The following is a 22052-nucleotide window of genomic DNA, read 5'->3' on the forward strand; positions in this document are numbered from 1 at the left end:
ATGGCCCCCACCGGCGAAATGTGTCACGTGTCGATCTGCACCGGCGACCGCGAGGTGGACGTCATGCTGCCCGCTCAGCTACCAATCGCCGAGCTGATGCCCGCAGTGGTCGACCTCGTCGGAGGGGTCGACGTCGACGGCGCCGACCCGCACCTCGCCCGGGTGGGCGGGGAAATGCTCGATCCGGCGGCGACGCTCGCCCAGCAGGCCGTCCCCGACGGCGATCTGCTGATACTGACCGCCTCGGTGCGAGCGGTACCCGCACCCCGCTTCGACGCGAGTACCGCGGTGGTCGCCGTCGTCGACGGGCTCACCCCGGCGCCGTGGCCGGGGACCCGGGCGGGCTGGGTGGTCCTCGGCTGGGTGGCGGCCATACTGGTGTCTTTACTAGGCCGCGGGCTGCTGGACGCGAACGACGTCCGCCATCCAGCGGTCGCCGCGGCTGCGGCATCAGTGTCGCTGGCCGGGGCGGTGGCAGTGCAACGCGCCCAACGCGACCAGAGGTGTGCAGTGGGACTCGCTGTGCTGGCAGCGGTATTCGCAGGCCTGACCGGCGCGCTCAATTGCCTCGGCAGTCCCTGGCCGCCGGGCTTCCTTCTCGCACTGTCGGCAGTCTCCTCGACGTCGCTGCTCGCGTGGCGGCTGTTGGACTGTGCCCCTTTGGTTTTCCTCCCGTTGGCGGGCGTGGCGATGGCGGCGGCTGCCGCGACAGCTGGAGCGGTGGCCAATTGGTGGCCGGCGGCGGCAGTAGGGCCAATGCTGGGCATGGGAGCAATTGTCGTGCTGGCGGTGTCCACGACAGTGGCCGTGCTTGGCTGCGGGCTCTCGGCGGCCGACCTGTGCGACACCGAACTCGACACCAGGACGGCGACAGCGCACCGTCGATTGACCGGGCTCGTGGTGGCGGCATCAGCAGCCGCGGCCCTGGGCACCATCCTCGCCGCGGCGACCACACCGCGTCCCCTCGTGGCGGCCGGCTTCATCGCAACAGTCGCGACCGCCTTGCTACTGCAGACATCGCGTCATAACTGCCCACATCATGTTGCCGCCCTGACCATTTCGGCCGGAGGTGCGGTGACCTCACTGATTTGGTTGTCCGCCGCCGAAGTTCCGGCAAGCACTCCATGGCTGTGCGGTGGTCTGCTTGTGGTCGCGTTCGGCGCGGCGTGGTCCGGCAGGCATTGGCCGGGAAAACTCCGCCCGGTGGCAAGGCGGATGATCTCGTTGTTCGACCTGGCGGTCGGCGCGATCGTCGTTCCGTCTGCGGGCGCAGCGGCTGGAATCGGGCTGCTGTGACGAGGGCCGTCCTACGAGTCGCGACGGCAACTGCCGTCGTTCTGCTCACCTCGGCGCAGTGCGCAGCACCGGCGTTGGCAGTCATCCCGCCGGCAGTCGACAATTCGCTGCTTCCGCCGCCGTCGCCCCCTGCCCCACCCCAGCCGACCCAGCAGCACGAGGCGTGCGCGGTGCCGATGTCGATCGACGGCGCCGACGTATCGGCAACGCAGCTAAGGGGTTTCGACATGCCGGCGGTCTGGCGGCTGACGCGCGGTGCAGGACAGCGCGTCGCGGTGGTCGACACCGGGATCGCAGCGCACCGTCGGCTGCCCGGGGTGATCGCCGGCGGGGACTATGTCTCCAGTGGCGACGGCAGGCAGGACTGTGACGGGCACGGCACCGCGGTCGCCGGGATCATCTCGGCGGCACCGGATCGGACCGACCAGACCGGATTCTCCGGGGTTGCGCCCGAGGCCACTCTGATCGCAATCAGACAGTCCAGCAACAAGTTCGGACCATTGACAGATCCGTCCACCCGGGGGTTCGGCGATGTCAGCACCCTGGCCATGGCCGTGCGCACCGCAGCTGACATGGGCGCTTCGGTGATCAACGTGTCCTCAGTGGCTTGCGCCGAGTCGTTGGACGACCGGGCACTGGGTGCCGCGCTGTCCTATGCGGTCGACGTCAAGGACGCGGTCGTCGTCGCAGCGGCGGGCAATGTCGGCGGGGACGGTCAGTGCCCGAGTCAGAACACCACTGCGCAGCCCACCGTGATCGCCAGCCCCGCGTGGTACGACGACTATGTCTTGACCGTTGCCTCGGTGGGCCCGGGCGGCACGCCATCGCCGTTCAGCCTCAACGGGCCCTGGGTCGACGTCGCCGCACCGGGTGAACATGTCATCTCCCTGGACCCGGACGGTGACGGCGTCATCGACACGATGCCGACGCCGGCGGGGCAGGCGTCGATGTCGGGTACCAGCTACGCCACACCCGTCGTCAGTGGCCTGGTGGCCCTGGTGCGTTCCCGCTTCCCCCGACTGTCGGCGCGGCAGGTGATGGCCCGAATCGAGACGACCGCGCATCATCCGGCCGAGGGCTGGAACGCCGCGGTCGGCAATGGTGTCGTCGATCCTCTCGCTGCACTGAGCGATCACACTGCCGGGACATCGCCTCCTGATCCACGGCCGAGTGCTCCGCCTCCGCCGTCCCGTCCCGCGCCTGATCGTCCGTACGGGGTCGCGGCAACCGGTGCGGCACTGTGCCTGGCCGGTCTGGTCGCGGCGGCGTCGGTGCGGCTACGGCGCAGACAAGAGGACGTCCCGGCCGATTAGGGCGGCGTCACGCACGAGTTGTGGGCCTGCGGGCAGCGCACCAACGATCGCCCACGGCGCCGTCGCCGGTTTGCCGGCCAGGCCCAGCACCGCGACAGCCGAATCACTCACGGGGAAGCGAACTCCCGAATCAGTAATGAGATATCGGCTCGCGGTTCCCGGGTCGGTGATGTCCAAGCTGCGGCCTGCCGGCATACGCACTGCGTCGATGCCGGGCCCCTCGCCGTCCGATCCCGCCAGCGTCAACGCGCCGGGGCGCTCGGCGATCGAGCGTCCGACGGCGACGCCGCTGAGACCGGATTGCCAAGTCGCGCAGAGCTCTTCGTCGGCGTCGACGATCGAAGGAGGTTCGTCAGGATACGTGGCGACCGGCAGCGCATCGACGAGCGGACTGCGAGCGATCAGTTCTGCGGGCACTTCGCGGATCTCGGCAGCCGCAGCGGCGTCGGCGAATCGGATCAGGTCGACGGTCAGCCGCCCAACGCGCTGAAGCCCATCGGCAAGGACGACATAGTGCTCGGGCGCATCGGCCCTGCTGACCCGCACGACCGTTCCGATCGGAAAATGGGTGATTCCCGACGGCTGGCCCATCCGCGCAATGCGGGGCGGCCTGATCGCCGGCACCTCGGGAATCGCGTTGAGGACCGTCGCAGACACTGTGCGCGCTTGCGCACCGTCGAGGTGCAACGCGCGTGAGGTGGCCGGATCTGCGGCGTCGATCGCAGCGCGCTTGCCGCCGAAGAGCAGATAGCTCGATCCATCACCGCGCGCCACGGTGACGAGAACGCCGGTATGACGGTCCAGGTCGACAGGCACCTCGGCATCACCTGCGGCCACCGTGGTCGTCCCAGCGGCGTCGTCACAGACCGCCCAACGCAGGTCCCGGGGCGCCGTGACCTGCCCCAAGGTCCTTGGCGCACCGGGGATGCCCAGCACCGGACCGTTCGCCACGCCGCCGAGGGCGGTCTCGTCGACCAGGCGTGGTGTTATCGGTGAGCCCAGGATCAGACGGGCTGAGGTCAGGTTCGCGACCGGGCGCAGCCGGTCATCGATCCGAACGAACAGGGCACCGGATTGCCGCGACATCACCAGCGCAGCGTCATCGGGAATCGTGTCGTGCCGCACCGCCCCCATCACGGCGTCGACGGTCAGCAGCCCCGCGGCCAGCACGCAGCCGCCGAGCAGCGAGAGCTTGTGCGCCCGGACGGGGTCGTGCCTGCGCGGCATCGACTTGCCGAGGAGCGCATATTCCAGCCGCCGCAGCACGAAGCGCTGCGCGCTCAGCTGGGTTCGAAGCGACGAGCGGCCGGCCATCTCCCTGAGGCTAGAACAGTTGCCCACCCGGCGATTCCGTTCATCAACAACCGTAGTTCTCGAACGTCGACCACTATCTCGAACGCTCCCAGACGTAAGGCACAAGCGAACGCAGGAAGTCCAAGTCCGGACCCTGTTGAGCATCGCAGAACGCCTGCTCGAAATACTCCTCGGCAACCAGAAGTATCCCCTCGGCGTATTCGCTGGTGAATTCGATGCTGCCGTAGTCATCCATCAGCGAGCGAATGGTCCGGACCAGATCCTCGGAACGCTCGGCGCGACTGCGGCGCAAATAGTCCCGCACCACATCGCGGTCGGCTCCGCGGGCGCTCGCCATCAGGTGCACCAGGGTCAGCGTGCGCTTGCCCTCGAAGATGTCGCCCAGGATTTCTTTGCCGTAGTCACGCTCGTCGCCGACCAGGTTCAGCAGATCGTCACGGATCTGGAAGGCCGCGCCGAAGTGAAAGCCGAACCGAATCATGTGCGACAGGTCAGCCGTACCGCCTGATCCCACGATCGCGCCGACTCGCAGCGGATAAATCGTTGTGTACCAACAGGTTTTGTGCATGATGAGGTCGAGGTAATCCGCGGGTTTCAGGTCCTCCACACAGTCCAGTTGCCAGCCGAGTTCGGTGGCCTGACCCTCCAATGTGCGCATCGCCATGATGTCGAACTCCTCCATCACCAAATCGGCGATGTCGCGGTCGAGCCGCCGGGTGGCCCGCCGCAGCACCTGGCTGGCGACGATGGCCAGGCCGTCGCCGGCGTTGAGAGCGGCCGCCATCCCGTGCCGGGCGGTCAGGGTGGGCCGACCGCGCCGCATCTCGCTTCCATCGGTGATGTCGTCGTGCACCAGGAATGCGTTGTGCAGCAATTCGATTGCCACGGCAATGCCGATCAGGTCCTTCTGTTCCGCCCCGAAGGCGCGGCCCGCCGACAGGCACAGTGCCGGGCGCAGTGCCTTGCCCACGCGCGAGGGGTACTCGCGCATCGGCCCGTAGAGCCATTGCACCGGTTCACCGTCGGGCATGGCGTCCAGCATCGCGCGGCGCACCGTCTTGCCGACTTCGCGCAATTTGGTCTCGACGGCCTCGGTGAGATCCGAGCGGTCGGCGATGCTCGTCATGCGCTCGGCGGGCGGACCGTCAAGGCCACCGGCAGCCACAGTTCCGGGCGGCCTTCGACCAAAATCGTGCCGCGATACACGCCGGGCTTGGTCTTCTTCGTGGCTTTGACCGTGACGGCGATGCCCCGACTGGACCGCCCTGGCATCGGCACGACCTTCGGATCGAGCCGAGCTGCGGCGGCCTCGATCACCGACCCGTCGTGGGCCATCAACTCACTGCACCGCAGGCAAATCCGGCCCAGATCACCATCAGCGGAGTTATGTAACCAGACCTCAGCCGTTGCTGAGTCACCCACCTCGGTTTCGAACTCCAACCTGCCCGACGCGGCCGAGCCGGTGAAGTCCAAAGCGGGTGACGTCGCTGCGGTGGCCGGTTGCGTTTGCGGCGCCCCGCCCATGAGGAACTGCCCAGCCATTGCCCACCACGACCTGATCAGCGGTTCTACATCGGTGGCACCCAAGAAGTCTGCGCGTTGCTCGTCAGATAGCGGGGAGGCTTGCCGCACCGCCGCCGCGCCGCCATCGGGTCGTGTTGCGACCATCCGCACAAACCGATCAACGAGTTCGCTGGCCGCGCGAAAACCCTCCGCCTGCACCGAAGTTAGCGCACGCATATTGGCCGCCGGATCGAAGATCGACGCCCACGGCACATCGTGGATATCGCCGTTGTTCCCGCCGTCCACTCTGACCCCCCGTCAGAAATCGCTCGCTTATTGACGCGCAATCACGCTATGCTAGCTGCGAAAACATGGTTGGGGGCGGCCAATGGCATCAGTGAATTCTGTTCGCGACATCCTCGAAGTTTTCGGCGCGTTGGACCGCGCGGTTCGCGAAGCCGATGATCCGCAACTGACGGCGGCTGCCGACAAGTTGATTCCCGGGCTGGGGACGGCGGACCCCAGGTGGTACGCCGAGATCGAGAGCAAGTACTACGGCAACGAGGCTCGACGGACACCAAACCTCGCCCCTGCGTTGGCGCGGATCGCCACCGAGGACGCCGATCCGCAAACGCCACGGCTGAATCCGGCTCAGAAGACCCGCTTGCTGTACGGGATCTCGACGTCCGAGCGACTCAGGTCGCTGGCATCCGGTGCGTTACCGGCCTTGGACAATTCCGATCCGAAGTTCGATGACGCGCTCATCGGGTCACTTGCCGCGATTGCGCCCAGAGATTCCGAGTCGCCCGCCGATCGCCGGGCGAAGGCCATCGATGCACGAACAGCACTCCTGCAGAACATCTCGAACTTCAACCGGTTCAAGGACTACAAGTCGGCCGTGCAGGCCCCGGTGGAAGCCAGCGCCCTGCGGTCAGGGCAGCCGATGATCGCACCGTTGTGCCACACCGCCGTCGTGGTCGTCGAGAGTCTGGAATCCGCCGTCATCGACACCGCGTTCGACTCGAACGATGTTTCGCTCGAACAGCTCAAAAGCATTGTCAATCCTTTCAACTGGGCTCAGGACTATTCGGAGCTCTTCGTCCGCATGGCGGGCCAGGAGCCCGATATCATGCCCGACGGCTGGCGCCGGGTCTTGGAGACCGTCCGTTTGCTCGGAACCGAAGAGCTCACCACGCCACTGAAATTCTTTCCCTATCAGCCGAGCCCGGTCGAAGCGACACTGGACTACGACCTGGACAAGTCGGAGTTCGGTACCGGCGACGGGCAGGTGTTGGTCGATCGCGGGTTCATCAACATCAAGGTGACCAACTCCGAGCGCGATCCCGCCAAGCCCGGCGTCCACGTGACAACTCGGAAAGTTGTTCACATCCAAGGGATCTCCGCATACGCGCAAGGCAAGCTCGTCTGTATCGGCGGATACGGCACCGCGTCGGCCAATTTCCTGCTCGGTGCCGCAGCCAAGCCACCCAAGGACCCGGTGGCATTCGACTACCCCACAAAGGAGGACGAGGCCGATAAACCCCGAACCACGTCCCCGACAGCACCGCCGGCCACGCCGCTGACACACTTCGTTCCGGCTGCGGTCGGCGCGTGGACCGAATCCGCACAGGACCTGACGAGCGGATACTTCGACATCGCCCAGAAGTGGCTGACCGGCAGTCTCAGCCTGACCGATGTCGCCGACTACACCACGAAGGTCAGCAGCGAACTCGCCAGCTCGCCGTGGAAGTACCTGCAGGCGATGACAACTCCGCGGACGCCAGGAAAGCCAGGGAGCGCACAATGACTGCACCGCGGCCCCAGCTCCAGAAATCCGCGGGCGTCGTTCGCGGCTACTTGGATCAGATCAACGAGATCGCTCAAGATGCGGCCAGGCGGGACGATGCGGGCAAATGGGGAATCGACGGCTGGGTCCGGCTGATCCACAACCTGCTCGACCTGAACATGCGCACCTATGCCGGAGCCGTCCAGGTCGCATTGGCCGGACCGTCGTGGTGGCTAGAACCCACATCGACGAAACCGGTCCTGCCTGATCCGATCACTGTGGAAAAGCGACCCTATCCGCGGTCGGTCTCGATCGTGCAACCCTTCGCACGGGTCGGGCATTCAGACACACGAATTCCGCTGCAGGGGATCACTCTTGAGCCCCCCATACTGGGGCCTGAACAGACATCGATCCAGATCACGTTGACCGACGACCGATTCACCGGCGCCAATTACACTGGGACCCTTCGCCTTAGACGGGCGGACGGCGCCGGCCAAGACTCCGAGACGGTACGAGTCACCGTCGGCTTGTAGGCACGCGTGACTGTTAATCCAGCCATCGACGATCTCCTCGAACGGGCGGTCCGGGCGATCAACGATGGCGACCGCGCCACCGCCGACGAACTCGCCGGTCAGGTGTTGGCCGTCGACCGCTCGAACCCCGACGCCGAAGAGCTGCTCGCCACACCGGTGGGAAGCGGTGAGATACGGCGTCTCACCGTGCTGTTCGCCGATCTCGTCGACTCGACTGCACTGTCCATGCGCATCGAACCCGAGGTGTACCGCACCGTCGTCGGGCGCTATCGAGACGTGGTCCGCAATATCGTTGCCCGCTACGAGGGCCACATCGGTTCGATCAAGGGCGACGGACTGCTCGCCGTGTTCGGGCACCCGAACGCACACGAGGACGATACCCACCGATCCGTACTGGCCGGCCTGGACATCACCCGCGAGGTCGCCGACCTGAGCACGCTCGCCGAACGCCGGTTCGGGTTCGACATCGACGTCCGTGTCGGCATCCACCGCGGTGTGGTCTTCCTGGACATCGACCAGGATGACGTCTACGGCCTGGGTGCCAACCTCGCCGCCCGGATCTGCAGCCTCGCCCAACCCGGCACGGTCTCGGTGTCAGCGGCGGTCGAGCGGCTGGTCCGCGGCAACTTCGAGATGGAGGAGTGCCCGTCGCAGCGGGTCAAGGGCATGGATGCCCCACTCGTCCACTACGGGGTGATCGCCGAGCGTGATCTTGACGCCAAGACCTACGGCCCTATTGTCGGGCGGGAGCGAGAACTTGCTGCGCTAGAGGAAATGTGGCGCCAGGCGAGTGCCGGAACACTGACGACCAGGGGTGTGCTCCTGCGCGGCGAGGGCGGCATCGGCAAGAGCCGATTGGCCAGCGCCGCAGTCGACATGGCCCGCTCAACGGGGGCTTCGGTCCTCGAGCTGTTCGGGTCCCCGTTCCACACCGACGTCGGGTTACGCCCGGTGCGACGGCTGATCGAGCGGCACTCTCAAATCCAGCGCGACTCTGACGCGGCAGACAGTCTGCGGCTGCTCGAAGCGGAAGTTCGCAACCGCTCGATGGACACGGAGACGGTCGTTCCACTGCTGGCACCGGTGCTTGGTATCACTCCCGACGCGCGATATCAACCCCCGACCGTCAACGCCGGAGCACGGTTCAACCAGATCACGGCTGCCGTCCAGGATTACCTGCTGGCGTGTGTCAGCGGCGGTCCCGCCCTGATCCTCGCTGAAGACATCCACTGGTACGACGAAGACACCATCAGCATCATCAATTCGCTTCTGCGCGTGAACGACAACCGGCTCCTGGTGATCGTCACCGGGCGCAGCGTTCCTCCGCTGCGGGGTTTCATCGAGGAGCTGGAACTCAAACCCCTTGGGGCCGAGGACTCCGAGGCACTCATCCGAGCCCTGCACCCCGATATGACGCCGGATGCCCGGAAGAAGGTGCAGGACCGCTGCGACGGTGTGCCCCTGTTCATCGAAGAGGTTGTGGCCAAACTCAAGCACCGCGATGAGTTCGACGATCAGGCCCAGGTTCCCGACACGCTGTACGAGACGCTGGTGGCCAGGTTGCGCTCGAGCACCGACTCACTGATGGTGGTCGAAACCGCGGCGCTCATCGGCAGCCGCTTCGACCGTGACCTGCTCTCCGCGGTGACCGGAGTCGGCTGGCGCAAGGTCGACTCCCTGCTCGACGATCTCACCCGATCCCGGGTGCTTCGCCCGGTGGGCAAGCGCCAATGGAGCTTCCAGCACGAGCTTCTGCGCGAGGTGGCCGCCGAGCTATCACCCCCCAGCGTCCGGCGCCGTCTGCATCACCGCATCGCCGACGCTCTGGTGGACAACACGGTGGGCGGTTCACCTGAATGGCTCCTGGTAGCACACCATTTCGAGAGTGCTGAACGTTTCGACGAGGCAGCCTCGGCCTATCAGCGCGCATCGTCGCAGGCACGCGAGCGCGGGGCGCTCATCGAGGCGGGCAACCACCTCACCAGGGCGCTGGAGAACATCGAGAGGATGACGGCCTCCCCCGAGCGTGACCGGCGAGAAGTCAGCGTCCGCCTGGAACGCGGCTTCCTCGCGACCGCGGCCAGTGGGTACACCAGTCCCGAGGCGGCCGACGAGTTCGAACGTTGCCTAGACCTGGTGCGCGCAGAGCCAACCCTCGAGATGTTCGGAGTCTTCAGCGCACTCTGGGGCCACTACACAGCGCGCGGTCAACTCGATCGGGCAACACAGCTCTCCGAGGCACTGCGCCGAATGGAAGGAGCCGCCGATTGGGCCGCACCGATCTACAACGCGGTGGCTGGCTTTCTCGCGATGTTTCGGGGCAGATTCAACGAATCACGTGCCGAGCTGGAAGCGGCCGTGGGGATGCTCGACCGAAACGGCGTGCCACAGATCGCGCAGACCTGGTACACACCCAGTGACCGTATTTCGGGCTTATACGCCGAACTCGGATTTGTCCGGTTCATCCAGGGGGAGCTGTCCGGCGCCGAGCCGGCTTTCGCACGAATCGACAACAGATGCCGGGAGCTGACCTTCCCCGGCAATGAAGTCAGTCTCTGCTACGGGAAAGCACGCGAAGCGACCGTGCGCCTCGAGGCAGGCCAGTTCGACCAGGCTGCAAGGATCTTCGACGATATCGCCCGCAGTGCCGAGCAATACAGCTTGAGTGAATGGGCGATGGTCGCCGCGAGCTTCCGAGCATCGTTAGCCGCGCGCACCGCACTTGCCGGCGACCACCCCGAACCCGCTGCGCTGCGGCCGCATATCGCCAACATGGTCGCCGTCGTCGATGGCTGGCGTGCCGCTGAACTCAAATCGTTCTTGGCCTCCTACGAGAGCGTCTTGGTCCGATTGCACACGGCCGCAGGCGATCGTGACGCGGCCCGGCAACGCGCCGCCGACGCGTTGGACATGGTGGAGGAAACGGGTGTAGCCACCTTTAAGGCGGAACTCCTTCGGGTTCTCGCGCACACCCACGATAATCCCGAAGCGCGTTACGCCGGGCTGCGGAAGGCCATCACGGTGGCTCGCGAGCAGGGCGCCGTGGTCTTCGAATTACGTTGCGCTGCTGATGCGTTCGAACTCGTCGGTGAGCCGGCCCGGCCGGCGCTACAGCAGGCCTTGAGTCGCATCGCCGCCGAACAGGACTGGCCCGAACTGGCGCGCGCTCGGGCGTTGCTGGAGTGACGCGCCGACGCGGCCGGATCGCCATTCTGGGCGGTGGGATGGCTGGACTCAGCGCCGCGTGGCGGCTCAGCGAAGGCCAGTGGCGGGACCGCTTCGAGTCCATCACGCTCTACCAACGCGGCTGGCGCCTCGGCGGCAAGGGCGCCTCCAGCCGCGGCGAGCACGACCGGATCGAGGAACACGGCCTACACATCTGGCTGGGCTCCTACGAGAACGCTTTCGCTCTGCTGCGCGAGTGCTATGCGGAACTGGACCGCGAGCACACCGATCCCGGGTGCCCCATCCGGACCTGGGATCAGGCGCTGGTCCCCTCCGAGGAACTCGGGATGGCCGACCGCTTCGGCGACGACTGGCTGATCTGGTCCGGGAAGTTCAGCCGCACCCCGGAGCTGCCCGGTGAGCCGGGCGCGACCGGCCGGGAGCTGACGGTGGTCGAATTCGCCGGGCGCACCCTGCGGCTGCTTCTGGACTTTGCCGAATCACTCAGCGCGACAAGCGGTAGGGACCTCAGCTTGTCGGCCAGCCCGACACCGGAGTCGGCTGACTGGATCGCCGCGGTGCGGCGCGCGACGCTGGCCACGCTGGCCGCCCTCATCGAACCCCGCACCGCGGAGGCCGCCGCCGCGGGTTTCCTGACCGAGGCGCTCGATGCCGTGCGCGAAGCGCTGGACTACGAGCGCCGGCCCGAGCACAAGCGGATGTGGCTGCTGATGTCACTGCTGGCAGCCACCGCGCGCGGCCTGATCGCCGACCGGCTGATCACCGACCCGGCCGGTTTCCGGGCCATCAACGACGAGGAATACAGCGCCTGGCTGCTGCGGCATGGAGCCGACGCGGACGTCCTGGACTTCCCGCTGATTCGCGGCATGTACGACATGGTGTTCGGCTACGAGGACGGCGACTTCGCGCGGCCGGCCTTTGCTGCGGGGATCGCGGTATTGCTGACCGGCATAGCGCTTTTCCAGTACAAGGGCGCATTCTTCTGGAAGATGACGGCCGGAATGGGCGACGTCATCATCGCGCCGATCTATCAGGCGCTGCGTCGCCGCGGAGTCCGCTTCGAATTCTTCCACCGGGTCGACGCCCTGCACCTCGACGCGCACCGGCATTGCATCGACGCGATCACCATCGGCCGGCAGGTCGAGCTCGCCGACGGGGTCGACACGTACGACCCCCTGATACCCGCCAGCGGACTGCCGGTGTTCCCCGCGGTCCCCCGCTACGAACAACTCAAGGCCACAACGGAACTAGCCGATACCGAATCACACTTCAGCCCCCGGGCCGATACCGAGACTCGCGTTCTGTGCCGCGGTACGGACTTCGATCACGTCGTGTTGGCCGCGTCCCTGGGCATGGTCGAACTCGTGGCCGCAGAACTCATCGCCGACCGCCCGGAGTGGAAAGAGATGACCGCACACGTGCGTACGGTGGCCACCCAGTCGTTCCAACTCTGGCTGCGGCCAACCGAATCGGCGCTGGGCTGGCACCGGCCCGGTGTCACCACCAGTGGCTACGTCTCACCGTTCGACACCTGGGCATCGATGGGACAGACGTTGTGGGCCGAACACTGGCCGGAATCCGACGAGCCCCAGACCGTGGCGTACTTCTGCGGGGCGCTCGACGCGCAGTGGCCGACCACCGGCGAGCCCGCCGACTACGTCGCCACCCAACGAAAGCAGGTGCTGGCCAACGCCGTCGACTATCTGAACCGCCATGTCGGAATGTATCTGCCCGGTGCGGTGACTGAAGGCGGGTTCTCCTGGGGACTACTCGCCGGCGCCGGGCGCCGCCAGGGCGCGGCGGCGCTGGAGACCCAGCACGTCAGCGTCAACGTCGACCCGTCCGACCGCTACGTGCTATCGCTCCCGGGCTCGGACAAATACCGGCTGCGGCCCGACGAAAGCGGCTACGACAACCTCGTTCTGGCTGGTGACTGGACCGACTCGGGCATGAACGCGGGCTGCATCGAAGCCGCCGTCATCTCCGGACTGCAGGCGGCCAACGCCCTGTTGGGGTATGGCCGTTACCACCGTATCCGTGGGTTCTACATGCCCTGACCGCTCAGGGCAGGCTAACGGTCTCGAAGGTGACCCCGGCCGCCGGCAACCGGTCGAGGAGCACATCGCCCATCGCCGAAGCCGGTGTCAGGACACCGTGCCGGTCCGGCAGCCGGTCGCGATCGAGGACCAAAGCAAGCGCACTTTCGCCGGCCAGCACCGCGGTCGCCGAGTAGCCCGGGTCGGCGGGTTGGGCGATTGTCGCGCGATACCGGCGCCCCGTCGTCGTGGTCGCATAGGTCTCGACCCGGTAGTGCCCGCGCGATCCCATGTCGTTGCCCGTTCCCGCCGCGGGTGTCATGCGGTCGACCAAACCTGTTGGAAGCAGGCGCAAGTAGTGGCCGCCGAACCGCGACGCGGTCGTGATACCGGCGTTGAACATCGCGCCGGCCAGGGCTGCACCGGGGAACGAACCCATGATGAGGGTTTCGGTGTAGTGGAAGCTTCGGCCGTAGGCCCACTCCATCAGGGCATTCGAGCGGCGCACGCAGCGCGTGTTGTACAGCGCCATCACATACCCGCTGGTCCACAATCCCGCCAGTTCGGGGGCGATGGCCTGGCCGGGCAGCAACGGAAGATCAACCTGGTGGCCCAGATCCGGCTCGGCAGCGCGGTCGGGGCTGAGACTGTAGGGGTCGTCCAGCATCCGGCGCACCTCGGCGTCCGAGGACGTCAGCCGCATCAGGTCGACCATCGTCGCCACCGAGCCACCGGCGTAGCCGCCCGAGTAATCCCGTAGCACCAAAGTCGTCTCGCCCAACTCACCGGTGCCGTCGGCGGCCGCGCGTCGACTCAGTGCGTACACGGTGAGATCCGAAGGGATCGAGTCGAATCCACATGAATGCACGATGCGCGCGCCGGTGTCCTGTGCCGTGCCGTGGCTCTGGTCGATGCTGCGCCGGACGAACGGGACCTCGCCGGTGAGGTCGATATAGTCTGTTCCGGCGCCCGCGCAGGCGGCGACGACCGGCGGGCCGTATCTGGTGTAGGGGCCAACCGCGTTGAGCACCAAACGACTTCGAGACGCCATGGCGTCCAGCGAGCCGGGCTGGTCCACATCGGCAATGACCAGCGGCCACTTGTTCGCCCTGCCACCGAAACTGGACCGAACGGCCTCGAGTCGGTCTTGCGAGCGGCCGGCCAGTGCGATCGTCAGCCCTGTGCCGGATCTGGCCAGATACCCGGCAATGAGTTTGCCGACGAAGCCAGTGGCTCCGAAGATGGTGATGTCCACCTCACGCCCCCCGCGCATGGCCCAAAACGCTACGCCTCTTTCGAGCGGCGCTCCCGATAAGCGGCAACATGCTGACGGTTACCGCAATTGCCGGTGTCACAGAACATCCGCGAGCGGTTGCGGGACAGATCGATCAACACCGCCCCACAGTCTGGGGCCGCGCAGATCTTCAGCCGGCGCAGCTCACCGACGCGCACCAGATCGGCCAGCGACATCGCCATCTCCGCACCCATCCGCTGGGCCAGCGGATCGTGGATCGATGCCAGATGCAGATGCCATTCCGGCATCTCGGGATGACGTGTCAACCACGGTGCCGCACGGGTGTCGGATAGCAGTGCGTTGATCTGCCCGACGGCGCGCGCCTCGTCGTCGGCGGCAGCCCAGATCCGGCCCAGGCGCCCACGCAGTGTGTGCACTGCGGCCACCTCGGCGTCGTCGTGGTCGCGCCGCCCGGTCCAGCCGTAGCTGTTCAGATAGGCGTCCAGGGCAGGCTGATCGGCCAGCTGGTCGCCGTCGACGCGATCGCTGTTAACCAGTGCACACGCAGCCCGCAAAGTGAGCTCCGTGTCATGACTGAAAAGCATTTGACTCGTGACTCCCTCGGGTCATATTGTCATGACCAACGATCATTTTACTCATTACATTTGAGGGGGTGTCGCATGTCGACGACGGTTCGTGGCCAAGACCACTTCCGCCTTGGTCTGCTCTTCGCCATCGGATCGGCGTTCACGTTCGGCATGTCCGGCCCCTTCGCCAAGGCTCTGATGGAGGCCGGTTGGTCCCCCACTGCTGCGGTCACGGCTCGCCTGGCCGGCGGCGCGGTGGTCATGGCGGTTTTCGCCACCGTCGTCAAGCCCGACTGGGTTCGCGAGGCCCGTGCGCACGCCCGCACCGTCGTGGCCTATGGACTGGTCCCGATCGCCGGCGCCCAACTCTGCTACTACAACGCCGTCTCGCACCTATCGGTCGGCGTGGCGCTGCTGCTCGAATACACCGCCCCCATCCTGGTCGTGGGTTGGATCTGGGGAACCACCCGCCGCCGACCGCGAACCATGACGCTGGCCGGAGTGGCACTGGCCGTCGTGGGGATCATGTTGGTGCTCAACGTCGTCTCCGGGGGTGCCCAGATCAATGCAGCCGGCATCGCATGGGGCTTGGCCGCAGCGATCTGCGCCGCCTGCTACTTCATGATGTCCGATGAGGTGACGGCCGACGGCAGTGGCCTGAATTCGATCACCCTGGCCGCCGGTGGCCTGGTCGTCGGCGCGATCGCCGTCGGGCTGCTGGGCCTGACCGGTGTGATGCCCCTGACCTTCACCGCCAACAACGCCGATGTGGCCGGGCTGACGGTGCCGTGGTGGATACCGGTGATCATGCTGGCCGTGGTCGCCACCGCGATCGCCTACACGCTGGGCATCAGCGGTGTGGCGCGGCTGCGGCCGAGCTTCGCGTCCCTGGTCGGCCTGGGCGAAGTGCTCTTCGCCGTCCTCTCGGCATGGGTGCTGCTCGGTGAAGCGATCACCCCCGCCCAGGCTGTCGGTGGCGTCGTGGTCCTGCTCGGGCTGGCGCTGGCGCGTCAGGGGGATCGCAGCGCCGCCGTGACGGCCGCGACGTGGCCCGATGCCGGACCGATCGAGGAAATCAGCACCGCCCGAGCCTGAGCTCGCGCCACGCGCGAGCAAACGTCGGGAATGAAACACGCCTCACCTCGGTAACATCCACATGTGACTTCTACCGCCGCGTCGAAGCGTTTCCTGCTGGCCATCCCGGCCGTCGTTCTGATTGCCATGGCCGCGCTGGTCAGCCCCGTCACGCTGCCCACCGCATCGGCCGATTGCTACGACGTCCAGGTGGTGTTCGCCCGGGGCACCGACGAGCCACCGGGCATCGGCCGGGTCGGACAGGCGTTCGTCGACGCATTGCGCCCCAAGATCGGGCACCGGTCGATGGGTGTGTACGCCGTGAACTACCCGGCCAGCTACGACTTCCTGGCCGCCGCCGACGGTGCCAACGACGCCAGCGCCTTCATCCAGGGCGTGGTGAACGACTGCCCGAACACCCGCCTGGTGCTGGGCGGCTACTCGCAGGGCGCGGCGGTCATCGACATCATCGCCGCGGTCCCGTTCCCCGCGGTCGGCTTCAACAACCCGATGCCGCCCAATGTCCCCGACCACGTTGCGGCCATCGCGGTCTTCGGCAACCCGACCGCCAAGGTGGGTCTGCCACTGACCAGCAGCCCCGTCTACGGCAGCCGGTCGATCGACCTCTGCAACGCCGGTGACCCGATCTGCACCAGCGGCCAGGACGTCGCGGCCCATCGTGCCTATGGCAGCGACGGATCAGCCAACCAGGCCGCGTCGTTCGTCGCCGGACTGCTCTGATCGCGACGGTTTGGGCCTCCCAGCCCCGTATGTGAGGATTAGCCCTGTGCTCGCGACCAAGGGGGTCTCATCAGCATGGCTAGGCCGACCATGACACCAGCCCGCATCTTCGGGGTGGCCTCGACCGCTGCCACCGCCGCAGCACTTGTGCTGTTGGCCCCGCCTGCTGCGCAGGCCGCCCAGTGCAGTGACGTCGACGTCGTCTTCGCCCGCGGCACCAGCGAGCCCGCCGGAATCGGCCGCGTCGGGCAGGCCCTCGCCGACAACCTGCAGGCTCAACTCGGTGGCCGCTCGATCAGTACCTACGCGGTGGACTACCCGGCCAGCTACGACTTCCTGGCTGCCGCTGACGGCGCCACCGATGCGACCAATCACATCGCGGCCACGTCTGCGGCGTGCCCGTCGACACGCTTCGTGCTCGGTGGCTATTCGCAGGGCGCCGCGGTGGTCGACATGCTTGTCGGGATTCCGCCGCTGGGCGACAAGGTCGGCGACATCGGCTCGGCGCCGCCGCTGCCGGGGAATCTGGCCAACAAGATCGCCGGGCTGGCGGTCTTCGGCAACCCCTCCACGAAGTTCGGCAACCCCATCACCGATGCCGGAGGGGCGTACGCCGGCAAGGGCATCGACTTGTGCAACGACGGTGATCCGATCTGCTCGCGCGGCCGCAATCCGTTCGCGCACACCGATTACGAGACCGGCCCCGGTCCTGCGCAGGCGGCCGGGTTCCTCGCCGGCCTGCTGTAGCCCCGGCAAATTATTTGCTGCCAACACTTCTGGCCACTCGACTACGATGGCTGGCATGCGTGTCGCAGCGGTGCTGAGTGGTGCAGCAGCGGTGATGACCGTTGCCGCATCTCTATTTCCAACCGCCGTCGCGACGGCCGCGTCATGCCCCGACGTCGAGGTCATCTTCGCCCGCGGTCGCTTCGAGCCGCCAGGCGTCGGCGGCATCGGGCAGGCGTTCATCGACGCCCTGCGTGGTGACACCCCGAAGAACGTCGGTGTGTACGCGGTCAACTACATCGCCGACTGGGACATCGTCTCGGGCGCCAATGACATGAGTAAGCACATGCAGTACATGGCGGCCAACTGCCCGAACACCCGCCAGGTGCCGGGCGGGTACTCACTGGGCGCCGCGGTGGTCGACGTCGTCTTAGGGGCGACTCAATCCCAGTTCGGCTTCAACAACCCGCTGCCCCCGTCGATCGCCGACCACGTTGCGGCCGTGGTGTTGTTCGGCAACGGCACCCGCAGCATCTTCGGGCCGGTGTCGGCGACCAACAGCCCGGTGTACGGACCCAAGACCATCGACCAGTGCAACGCCGACGACCCGATCTGCAACGGGATCGATCCCAACACGCTCGCCGACAACTGGTCGCAGCATCTGCAGGACGCGTACATCGGATCCGGCCTGGTCGATCAGGCCGCCAGGTTCACGGCAGACAGGCTATAGATGTGAATATCCGGCGGACGGCAAGCTGCGCGGTCGCGACTTGTGTTGCGGCACTTGCGATGTTGACAGGACCCTCAGCACTGCCCGCCGCGGTACCGACAGCCAGCGCTGCATCGTGTCCCCCGATCGAGGTGATCTTTGCGCGTGGGCGTCTCGAATCACCCGGCACGGGGGTGATCGGTCAGGCCTTCGTCAGCGCACTGCGCTCGCGGGTGCACAAGACCATCGGCGTCTACGCCGTCAACTATCCCGCCGACAACCAGATCGACATCGGCGCCAACGACATCAGCAACCGCATCGCCTACAACATGAACAATTGCCCGAATACCCGCATGGTCCTTGGCGGTTACTCGTTGGGCGCGGCGGCCACCGACATGGTCCTGGCAGTTCCGATACCCATCATGGGCTTCCAGAACCCCATGCCCGACGGCGCCGACAGCCACATCGCCGCAGTCGCCCTATTCGGCAACGGAACCCAGTGGCTGGGCCCGATCACCAACTTCAGCCCCGCGTTCGGTGACCGGACCATCGAGCTGTGCCACGGTGCCGATCCGATCTGCAATCCGGCCGACCCGAACACGTGGGAGGCCAACTGGCCTGATCACCTCGCCGCCGCCTATCAGAAGGCCGGGATGATCGATCAGGCCGCGGATTTCGTGGCGGGCAAGCTCTAAGGCTTGGGCAAGATCCGCAGGTCGCGGGTGACGCCGATGCGCGCCGCCAACTGATCGTCGGGCGGATAGTCCACCCCGGTCAGCGTCAGACCGCGAGCTGGCGCGGCGGCGAAATCGCTGGAGCGCGTCGATGCGTCCAACAACGTTGCACACCAAGATGGTTCGCGTCGGCCTTCCCCGACGGCCAGCAGCGCTCCGACTAACGAGCGCACCATCGACCAGCAGAATGCGTCGGCGCTGACGAACGCGCTGACCTGATCACCGTCGCGCATCCACTCGAGGCGCTGGAGGTCGCGGATGGTCGTGGCGCCGGGACGATGCCGGCAGAAGGCCGCAAAGTCGTGCAACCCCACCAGATGCCGGGATGCCGCCGCCATGGCGTCCACGTCCAATGGCTTGGCCCAGGCCGTCACGTAGCGCGCGAACTGCGGCTCGACACCGTAGCTCGCCAGCGAAAGGCGGTAAGTATAGTGCCGTCGCAACGCCGAGAAGCGGGCATCGAAACCCGCTGGAGCGCGGCCGATCTCACGCACCCGAACATCCTCGGGCAAGAAGCGCGCCAACCGGCGCACCAATGGCAGAAACTCGGGCTCTCCCGGGCGGGCGTACCGCGGATGGGCGTGGACCACAGCGTCGGCAGGGACGTCCAGATGGGCAACCTGACCGGCCGCATGGACACCGGTGTCGGTTCGTCCGGCGCCGAACACCCGCACGGGTACCCGGAACACCGTCGACAAGGCCTCCTCGAGGACTCCCGCGACGGTGCGGAACCCCTCCTGCGCCGCCCACCCGCTGAATTCGGTCCCGTCGTAAGCGATGTCGAGCCGAAGACGAACCTGCCCGCCACCGGACTCGGTGACGGGCAGGTTCGCACTCATAGCCTCAGGACTTGTCAGCGTCCGAATCCTCGGCGGATTCCGCAACCTGCTCCTCGGCGACCTCTTCGGCAGCCTCGGCGGTCTGGGCGTCGGCGATCGCCGTGTCTTCTTCGATGGCCTCAGCCTCTTGGACCTCGGCGATCGATTCTTCAGCCGGAATCTCTTCGGCTGGAGACTCTTCCACCACGGCCGGAGCAGGCGCCGCCTTCTTGGCGGCACTCTTGCGAGCCCGGTTGGCCTCGTTGGTCACGGTCTTCTCCCGCACCAGCTCGATGACCGCCATCGGGGCGTTGTCGCCCTTGCGCGCCTCGACCTTGATGATGCGGGTGTAGCCGCCATTGCGATCGGCGAAGAAAGGCCCGATCTCGGCGAACAGGGCATGCACGATGTCCTTGTCGCGGATCTTCTTCATCACCTCGCGCCGGTTGTGCAGCTCGCCCTTCTTCGCATGGGTGATGAGCTTTTCGGCGTACGGCCGCAGCGCCCGCGCCTTGGGCTCGGTCGTCTTGATCCGGCCATGCTCGAACAGCGACGTAGCGAGGTTGGCCAGAATCGCCTTCTGGTGCGAGGACGACCCGCCGAGGCGGGCACCCTTGGTGGGCTTGGGCATTGCGACTATCTCCTATTCGGGGCCGGCCCCCGTATCAGGTAGGGCCGGGACGGATTCGGGCGGGCGAAGCTGGGTGGGTAAAGCCCTGTTAGAGTTCTTCGGTTTCGGTAAAGTCCTGGTCAGCGTCCAGGTCGTAACCTGCATCGCTATTCCAGGTGCCGGTGGCCACGTCGTAGCCGGCGACCTCGGACGGATCGAAGCTGGCCGGGCTGTCCTTGAGCGACAGACCCAACTGGTGCAGCTTGATCTTGACCTCATCGATCGACTTCTGGCCGAAGTTACGGATGTCCAGCAGATCGGACTCCGTGCGAGCGACCAGCTCGCCGACGGTGTGCACACCCTCGCGCTTGAGGCAGTTGTACGAACGGACCGTCAGATCCAGGTCGTCGATCGGCAGCGCGAACGCTGCGATGTGATCGGCCTCGGCCGGCGACGGGCCGATCTCGATGCCCTCGGCCTCGACGTTGAGTTCCCGTGCCAGACCGAACAATTCGACCAGTGTCTTGCCAGCCGACGCCAGGGCGTCACGCGGGCTGATCGAGTTCTTGGTCTCGACGTCGAGGATCAGCTTGTCGAAGTCGGTGCGCTGCTCGACGCGGGTGGCCTCCACCTTGTAGGTGACCTTCAGCACCGGCGAGTAGATGGAATCGACCGGGATACGGCCGATTTCGGCACCAGAGGCCTTGTTCTGGACGGCGGGCACGTAGCCGCGGCCGCGCTCGACGACGAGCTCGACCTCGAGCTTGCCCTTGTCGTTCAGGGTCGCGATGTGCATGTCGGGGTTGTGCACCGTCACACCGGCGGGCGGCACGATGTCACCGGCGGCCACCTCACCCGGGCCCTGCTTGCGCAGGTACATGGTGACGGGCTCGTCTTCCTCAGACGAGACGACCAGGCTCTTGAGGTTCAGGATGATGTCGGTGACGTCTTCCTTCACACCGGGAACGGTGGTGAACTCGTGCAGCACACCGTCGATGCGGATGCTCGTCACGGCCGCGCCGGGGATCGACGACAGCAGCGTACGCCGCAGCGAATTGCCAAGGGTGTAACCGAATCCCGGCTCCAGCGGCTCGATGACGAACTGGGAGCGGTTCTCGGCGATGACCTCTTCGCTGAGTGTGGGGCGCTGAGAAATCAGCATGGTTTTTCGTATCTCCTTCTCGGCACCCGCTATTTGATGCCGTTAAGTGATCCGCGGAACGGTTGCCCCGCGGACGTCTTCTTTACTTCGAGTAGAACTCGACGATGAGCTGCTCGGCGAGCGGAACCTGGATCTGCTCGCGGGTGGGCAGCTGGTGCACGAGAATCCGCTGACGCTCGCCCACGACCTGCAGCCAGGACGGGATCGGGCGATCACCGGCGGTCTGGCGCGACAGCTCGAACGGGAAGGTGTTCAGCGACTTGTCCCGAATATCGATGATGTCGTACTGCGACACCCGGTAGCTCGGGATGTTCACCTTCACGCCGTTGACGGTGAAGTGGCCGTGGCTGACGAGCTGGCGAGCCATCCGGCGGGTACGCGCCAGGCCGGCGCGGTACACCACGTTGTCCAGGCGGGTCTCCAGGATCTGCAGCAGGTTCTCGCCGGTCTTGCCGGTGGAACGGTTCGCCTCTTCGTAGTACTTGCGGAACTGCTTCTCCATCACGCCGTAGGTGAAGCGGGCCTTCTGCTTCTCCTGCAGCTGCTGGCGGTATTCGCTCTCCTTGATCCGCGCGCGGCCGTGCTGGCCGGGCGGGTAGGGGCGCTTCTCGAAGGACTGATCGCCACCGACCAGGTCGACGCCGAGGCGACGCGACTTGCGGGTCGCGGGTCCGGTATAACGAGCCATTT

20 protein-coding genes are annotated in these 22052 nt (G+C 66.4%); 11 read left to right on the forward strand and 9 right to left on the reverse strand.

Annotation, left to right across the window (positions count from 1 at the left end):
• The gene (locus CG716_RS30755; protein ID WP_094479949.1) at nucleotides 1-1296 is read left to right on the forward strand and encodes an EsaB/YukD family protein; all 1296 of its coding nucleotides are present in this window, start codon (nucleotides 1-3) and stop codon (nucleotides 1294-1296) included.
• The gene (gene mycP, locus CG716_RS12540; RefSeq protein ID WP_410431247.1) at nucleotides 1293-2609 is read left to right on the forward strand and encodes a type VII secretion-associated serine protease mycosin; all 1317 of its coding nucleotides are present in this window, start codon (nucleotides 1293-1295) and stop codon (nucleotides 2607-2609) included. Before CG716_RS30755 ends, mycP begins: the two co-directional genes overlap by 4 nt.
• Here the strand turns inward: mycP and eccB are convergent.
• From eccB to CG716_RS12555, 3 genes are all read right to left on the reverse strand, one after another.
• Nucleotides 2574-3923, reverse strand: coding sequence for a type VII secretion protein EccB (gene eccB, locus CG716_RS12545; RefSeq protein WP_165774131.1), 1350 nt, complete (start codon nucleotides 3921-3923; stop codon nucleotides 2574-2576). The genes mycP and eccB overlap by 36 nt on opposite strands.
• Nucleotides 3924-3996: 73 nt before the next feature.
• Nucleotides 3997-5049 carry a polyprenyl synthetase family protein gene (locus tag CG716_RS12550; RefSeq protein WP_094480244.1) on the reverse strand — a complete coding sequence of 351 codons (1053 nt, stop codon included), beginning with the start codon at nucleotides 5047-5049 and terminating at the stop codon, nucleotides 3997-3999.
• Nucleotides 5046-5732: a hypothetical protein gene (locus CG716_RS12555; protein ID WP_094479955.1), complete on the reverse strand. Its 687-nt coding sequence runs from the start codon at nucleotides 5730-5732 to the stop codon at nucleotides 5046-5048. The genes CG716_RS12550 and CG716_RS12555 overlap by 4 nt, the downstream gene beginning before the upstream one ends.
• 82 nt (nucleotides 5733-5814) lie before the next feature.
• Here CG716_RS12555 and CG716_RS12560 point away from each other — a divergent pair, with 82 nt between their 5' ends.
• Genes CG716_RS12560 through CG716_RS12575 form a run of 4 tightly spaced genes read left to right on the forward strand, consistent with a single transcriptional unit; the run spans nucleotide 5815 to nucleotide 12988 of the window.
• The gene (locus tag CG716_RS12560) at nucleotides 5815-7233 is read left to right on the forward strand and encodes a hypothetical protein (protein ID WP_094479957.1); all 1419 of its coding nucleotides are present in this window, start codon (nucleotides 5815-5817) and stop codon (nucleotides 7231-7233) included.
• Nucleotides 7230-7745: a hypothetical protein gene (locus CG716_RS12565; RefSeq protein WP_094479959.1), complete on the forward strand. Its 516-nt coding sequence runs from the start codon at nucleotides 7230-7232 to the stop codon at nucleotides 7743-7745. Before CG716_RS12560 ends, CG716_RS12565 begins: the two co-directional genes overlap by 4 nt.
• Nucleotides 7746-7751: 6 nt before the next feature.
• Nucleotides 7752-10931 carry an ATP-binding protein gene (locus CG716_RS12570; RefSeq protein WP_094479961.1) on the forward strand — a complete coding sequence of 1060 codons (3180 nt, stop codon included), beginning with the start codon at nucleotides 7752-7754 and terminating at the stop codon, nucleotides 10929-10931.
• Nucleotides 10928-12988 (forward strand): FAD-dependent oxidoreductase, encoded by a 2061-nt coding sequence (locus CG716_RS12575; protein ID WP_234817827.1) that lies wholly within the window; start codon nucleotides 10928-10930, stop codon nucleotides 12986-12988. The genes CG716_RS12570 and CG716_RS12575 overlap by 4 nt, the downstream gene beginning before the upstream one ends.
• A 4-nt stretch (nucleotides 12989-12992) precedes the next feature.
• On the opposite strand, the gene CG716_RS12580 is transcribed toward CG716_RS12575, so the two are convergent.
• Nucleotides 12993-14240 carry a saccharopine dehydrogenase family protein gene (locus CG716_RS12580; RefSeq protein ID WP_094479963.1) on the reverse strand — a complete coding sequence of 416 codons (1248 nt, stop codon included), beginning with the start codon at nucleotides 14238-14240 and terminating at the stop codon, nucleotides 12993-12995.
• 11 nt (nucleotides 14241-14251) lie between these two features.
• Nucleotides 14252-14806, reverse strand: coding sequence for a CGNR zinc finger domain-containing protein (locus CG716_RS12585; RefSeq protein WP_094479965.1), 555 nt, complete (start codon nucleotides 14804-14806; stop codon nucleotides 14252-14254).
• Nucleotides 14807-14881: 75 nt separating this feature from the next.
• On the opposite strand from CG716_RS12585, the gene CG716_RS12590 reads away from it, so the two are divergent.
• From CG716_RS12590 to CG716_RS12610, 5 genes are all read left to right on the forward strand, one after another.
• Nucleotides 14882-15883, forward strand: a complete 1002-nt coding sequence (locus CG716_RS12590; RefSeq protein WP_094479967.1) for an EamA family transporter — start codon at nucleotides 14882-14884, stop codon at nucleotides 15881-15883.
• 126 nt (nucleotides 15884-16009) lie between these two features.
• Complete coding sequence (locus CG716_RS12595; RefSeq protein ID WP_094480248.1) at nucleotides 16010-16603, forward strand: cutinase family protein; 594 nt, start codon at nucleotides 16010-16012, stop codon at nucleotides 16601-16603.
• A gap of 75 nt (nucleotides 16604-16678) precedes the next feature.
• A complete protein-coding gene (locus CG716_RS12600) occupies nucleotides 16679-17350 on the forward strand; it encodes a cutinase family protein (RefSeq protein ID WP_094479969.1) in 672 nt (223 codons plus the stop codon).
• A 55-nt stretch (nucleotides 17351-17405) separates the two neighbouring features.
• Nucleotides 17406-18059, forward strand: coding sequence for a cutinase family protein (locus tag CG716_RS12605; protein ID WP_094479971.1), 654 nt, complete (start codon nucleotides 17406-17408; stop codon nucleotides 18057-18059).
• 59 nt (nucleotides 18060-18118) lie between these two features.
• Nucleotides 18119-18733 carry a cutinase family protein gene (locus CG716_RS12610; RefSeq protein ID WP_094479973.1) on the forward strand — a complete coding sequence of 205 codons (615 nt, stop codon included), beginning with the start codon at nucleotides 18119-18121 and terminating at the stop codon, nucleotides 18731-18733.
• Here CG716_RS12610 and truA read toward each other — a convergent pair.
• The 4 genes from truA to rpsD all read right to left on the reverse strand — a co-directional run bounded on the left by truA (nucleotide 18730) and on the right by rpsD (nucleotide 22050).
• Nucleotides 18730-19611 carry a tRNA pseudouridine(38-40) synthase TruA gene (truA, locus tag CG716_RS12615; RefSeq protein WP_207760664.1) on the reverse strand — a complete coding sequence of 294 codons (882 nt, stop codon included), beginning with the start codon at nucleotides 19609-19611 and terminating at the stop codon, nucleotides 18730-18732. The genes CG716_RS12610 and truA overlap by 4 nt on opposite strands.
• 4 nt (nucleotides 19612-19615) lie before the next feature.
• Nucleotides 19616-20221 (reverse strand): 50S ribosomal protein L17, encoded by a 606-nt coding sequence (rplQ, locus tag CG716_RS12620; protein ID WP_094479975.1) that lies wholly within the window; start codon nucleotides 20219-20221, stop codon nucleotides 19616-19618.
• An 88-nt stretch (nucleotides 20222-20309) separates the two neighbouring features.
• Nucleotides 20310-21362 (reverse strand): DNA-directed RNA polymerase subunit alpha, encoded by a 1053-nt coding sequence (locus CG716_RS12625; protein ID WP_094479977.1) that lies wholly within the window; start codon nucleotides 21360-21362, stop codon nucleotides 20310-20312.
• A gap of 82 nt (nucleotides 21363-21444) precedes the next feature.
• A complete protein-coding gene (gene rpsD, locus CG716_RS12630; protein WP_094479979.1) occupies nucleotides 21445-22050 on the reverse strand; it encodes a 30S ribosomal protein S4 in 606 nt (201 codons plus the stop codon).
• Nucleotides 22051-22052: the final 2 nt, after the last annotated feature.

The sequence above is a fragment of the Mycolicibacterium sphagni genome, from assembly GCF_002250655.1.
Lineage (GTDB): Bacteria > Actinomycetota > Actinomycetes > Mycobacteriales > Mycobacteriaceae > Mycobacterium > Mycobacterium sphagni.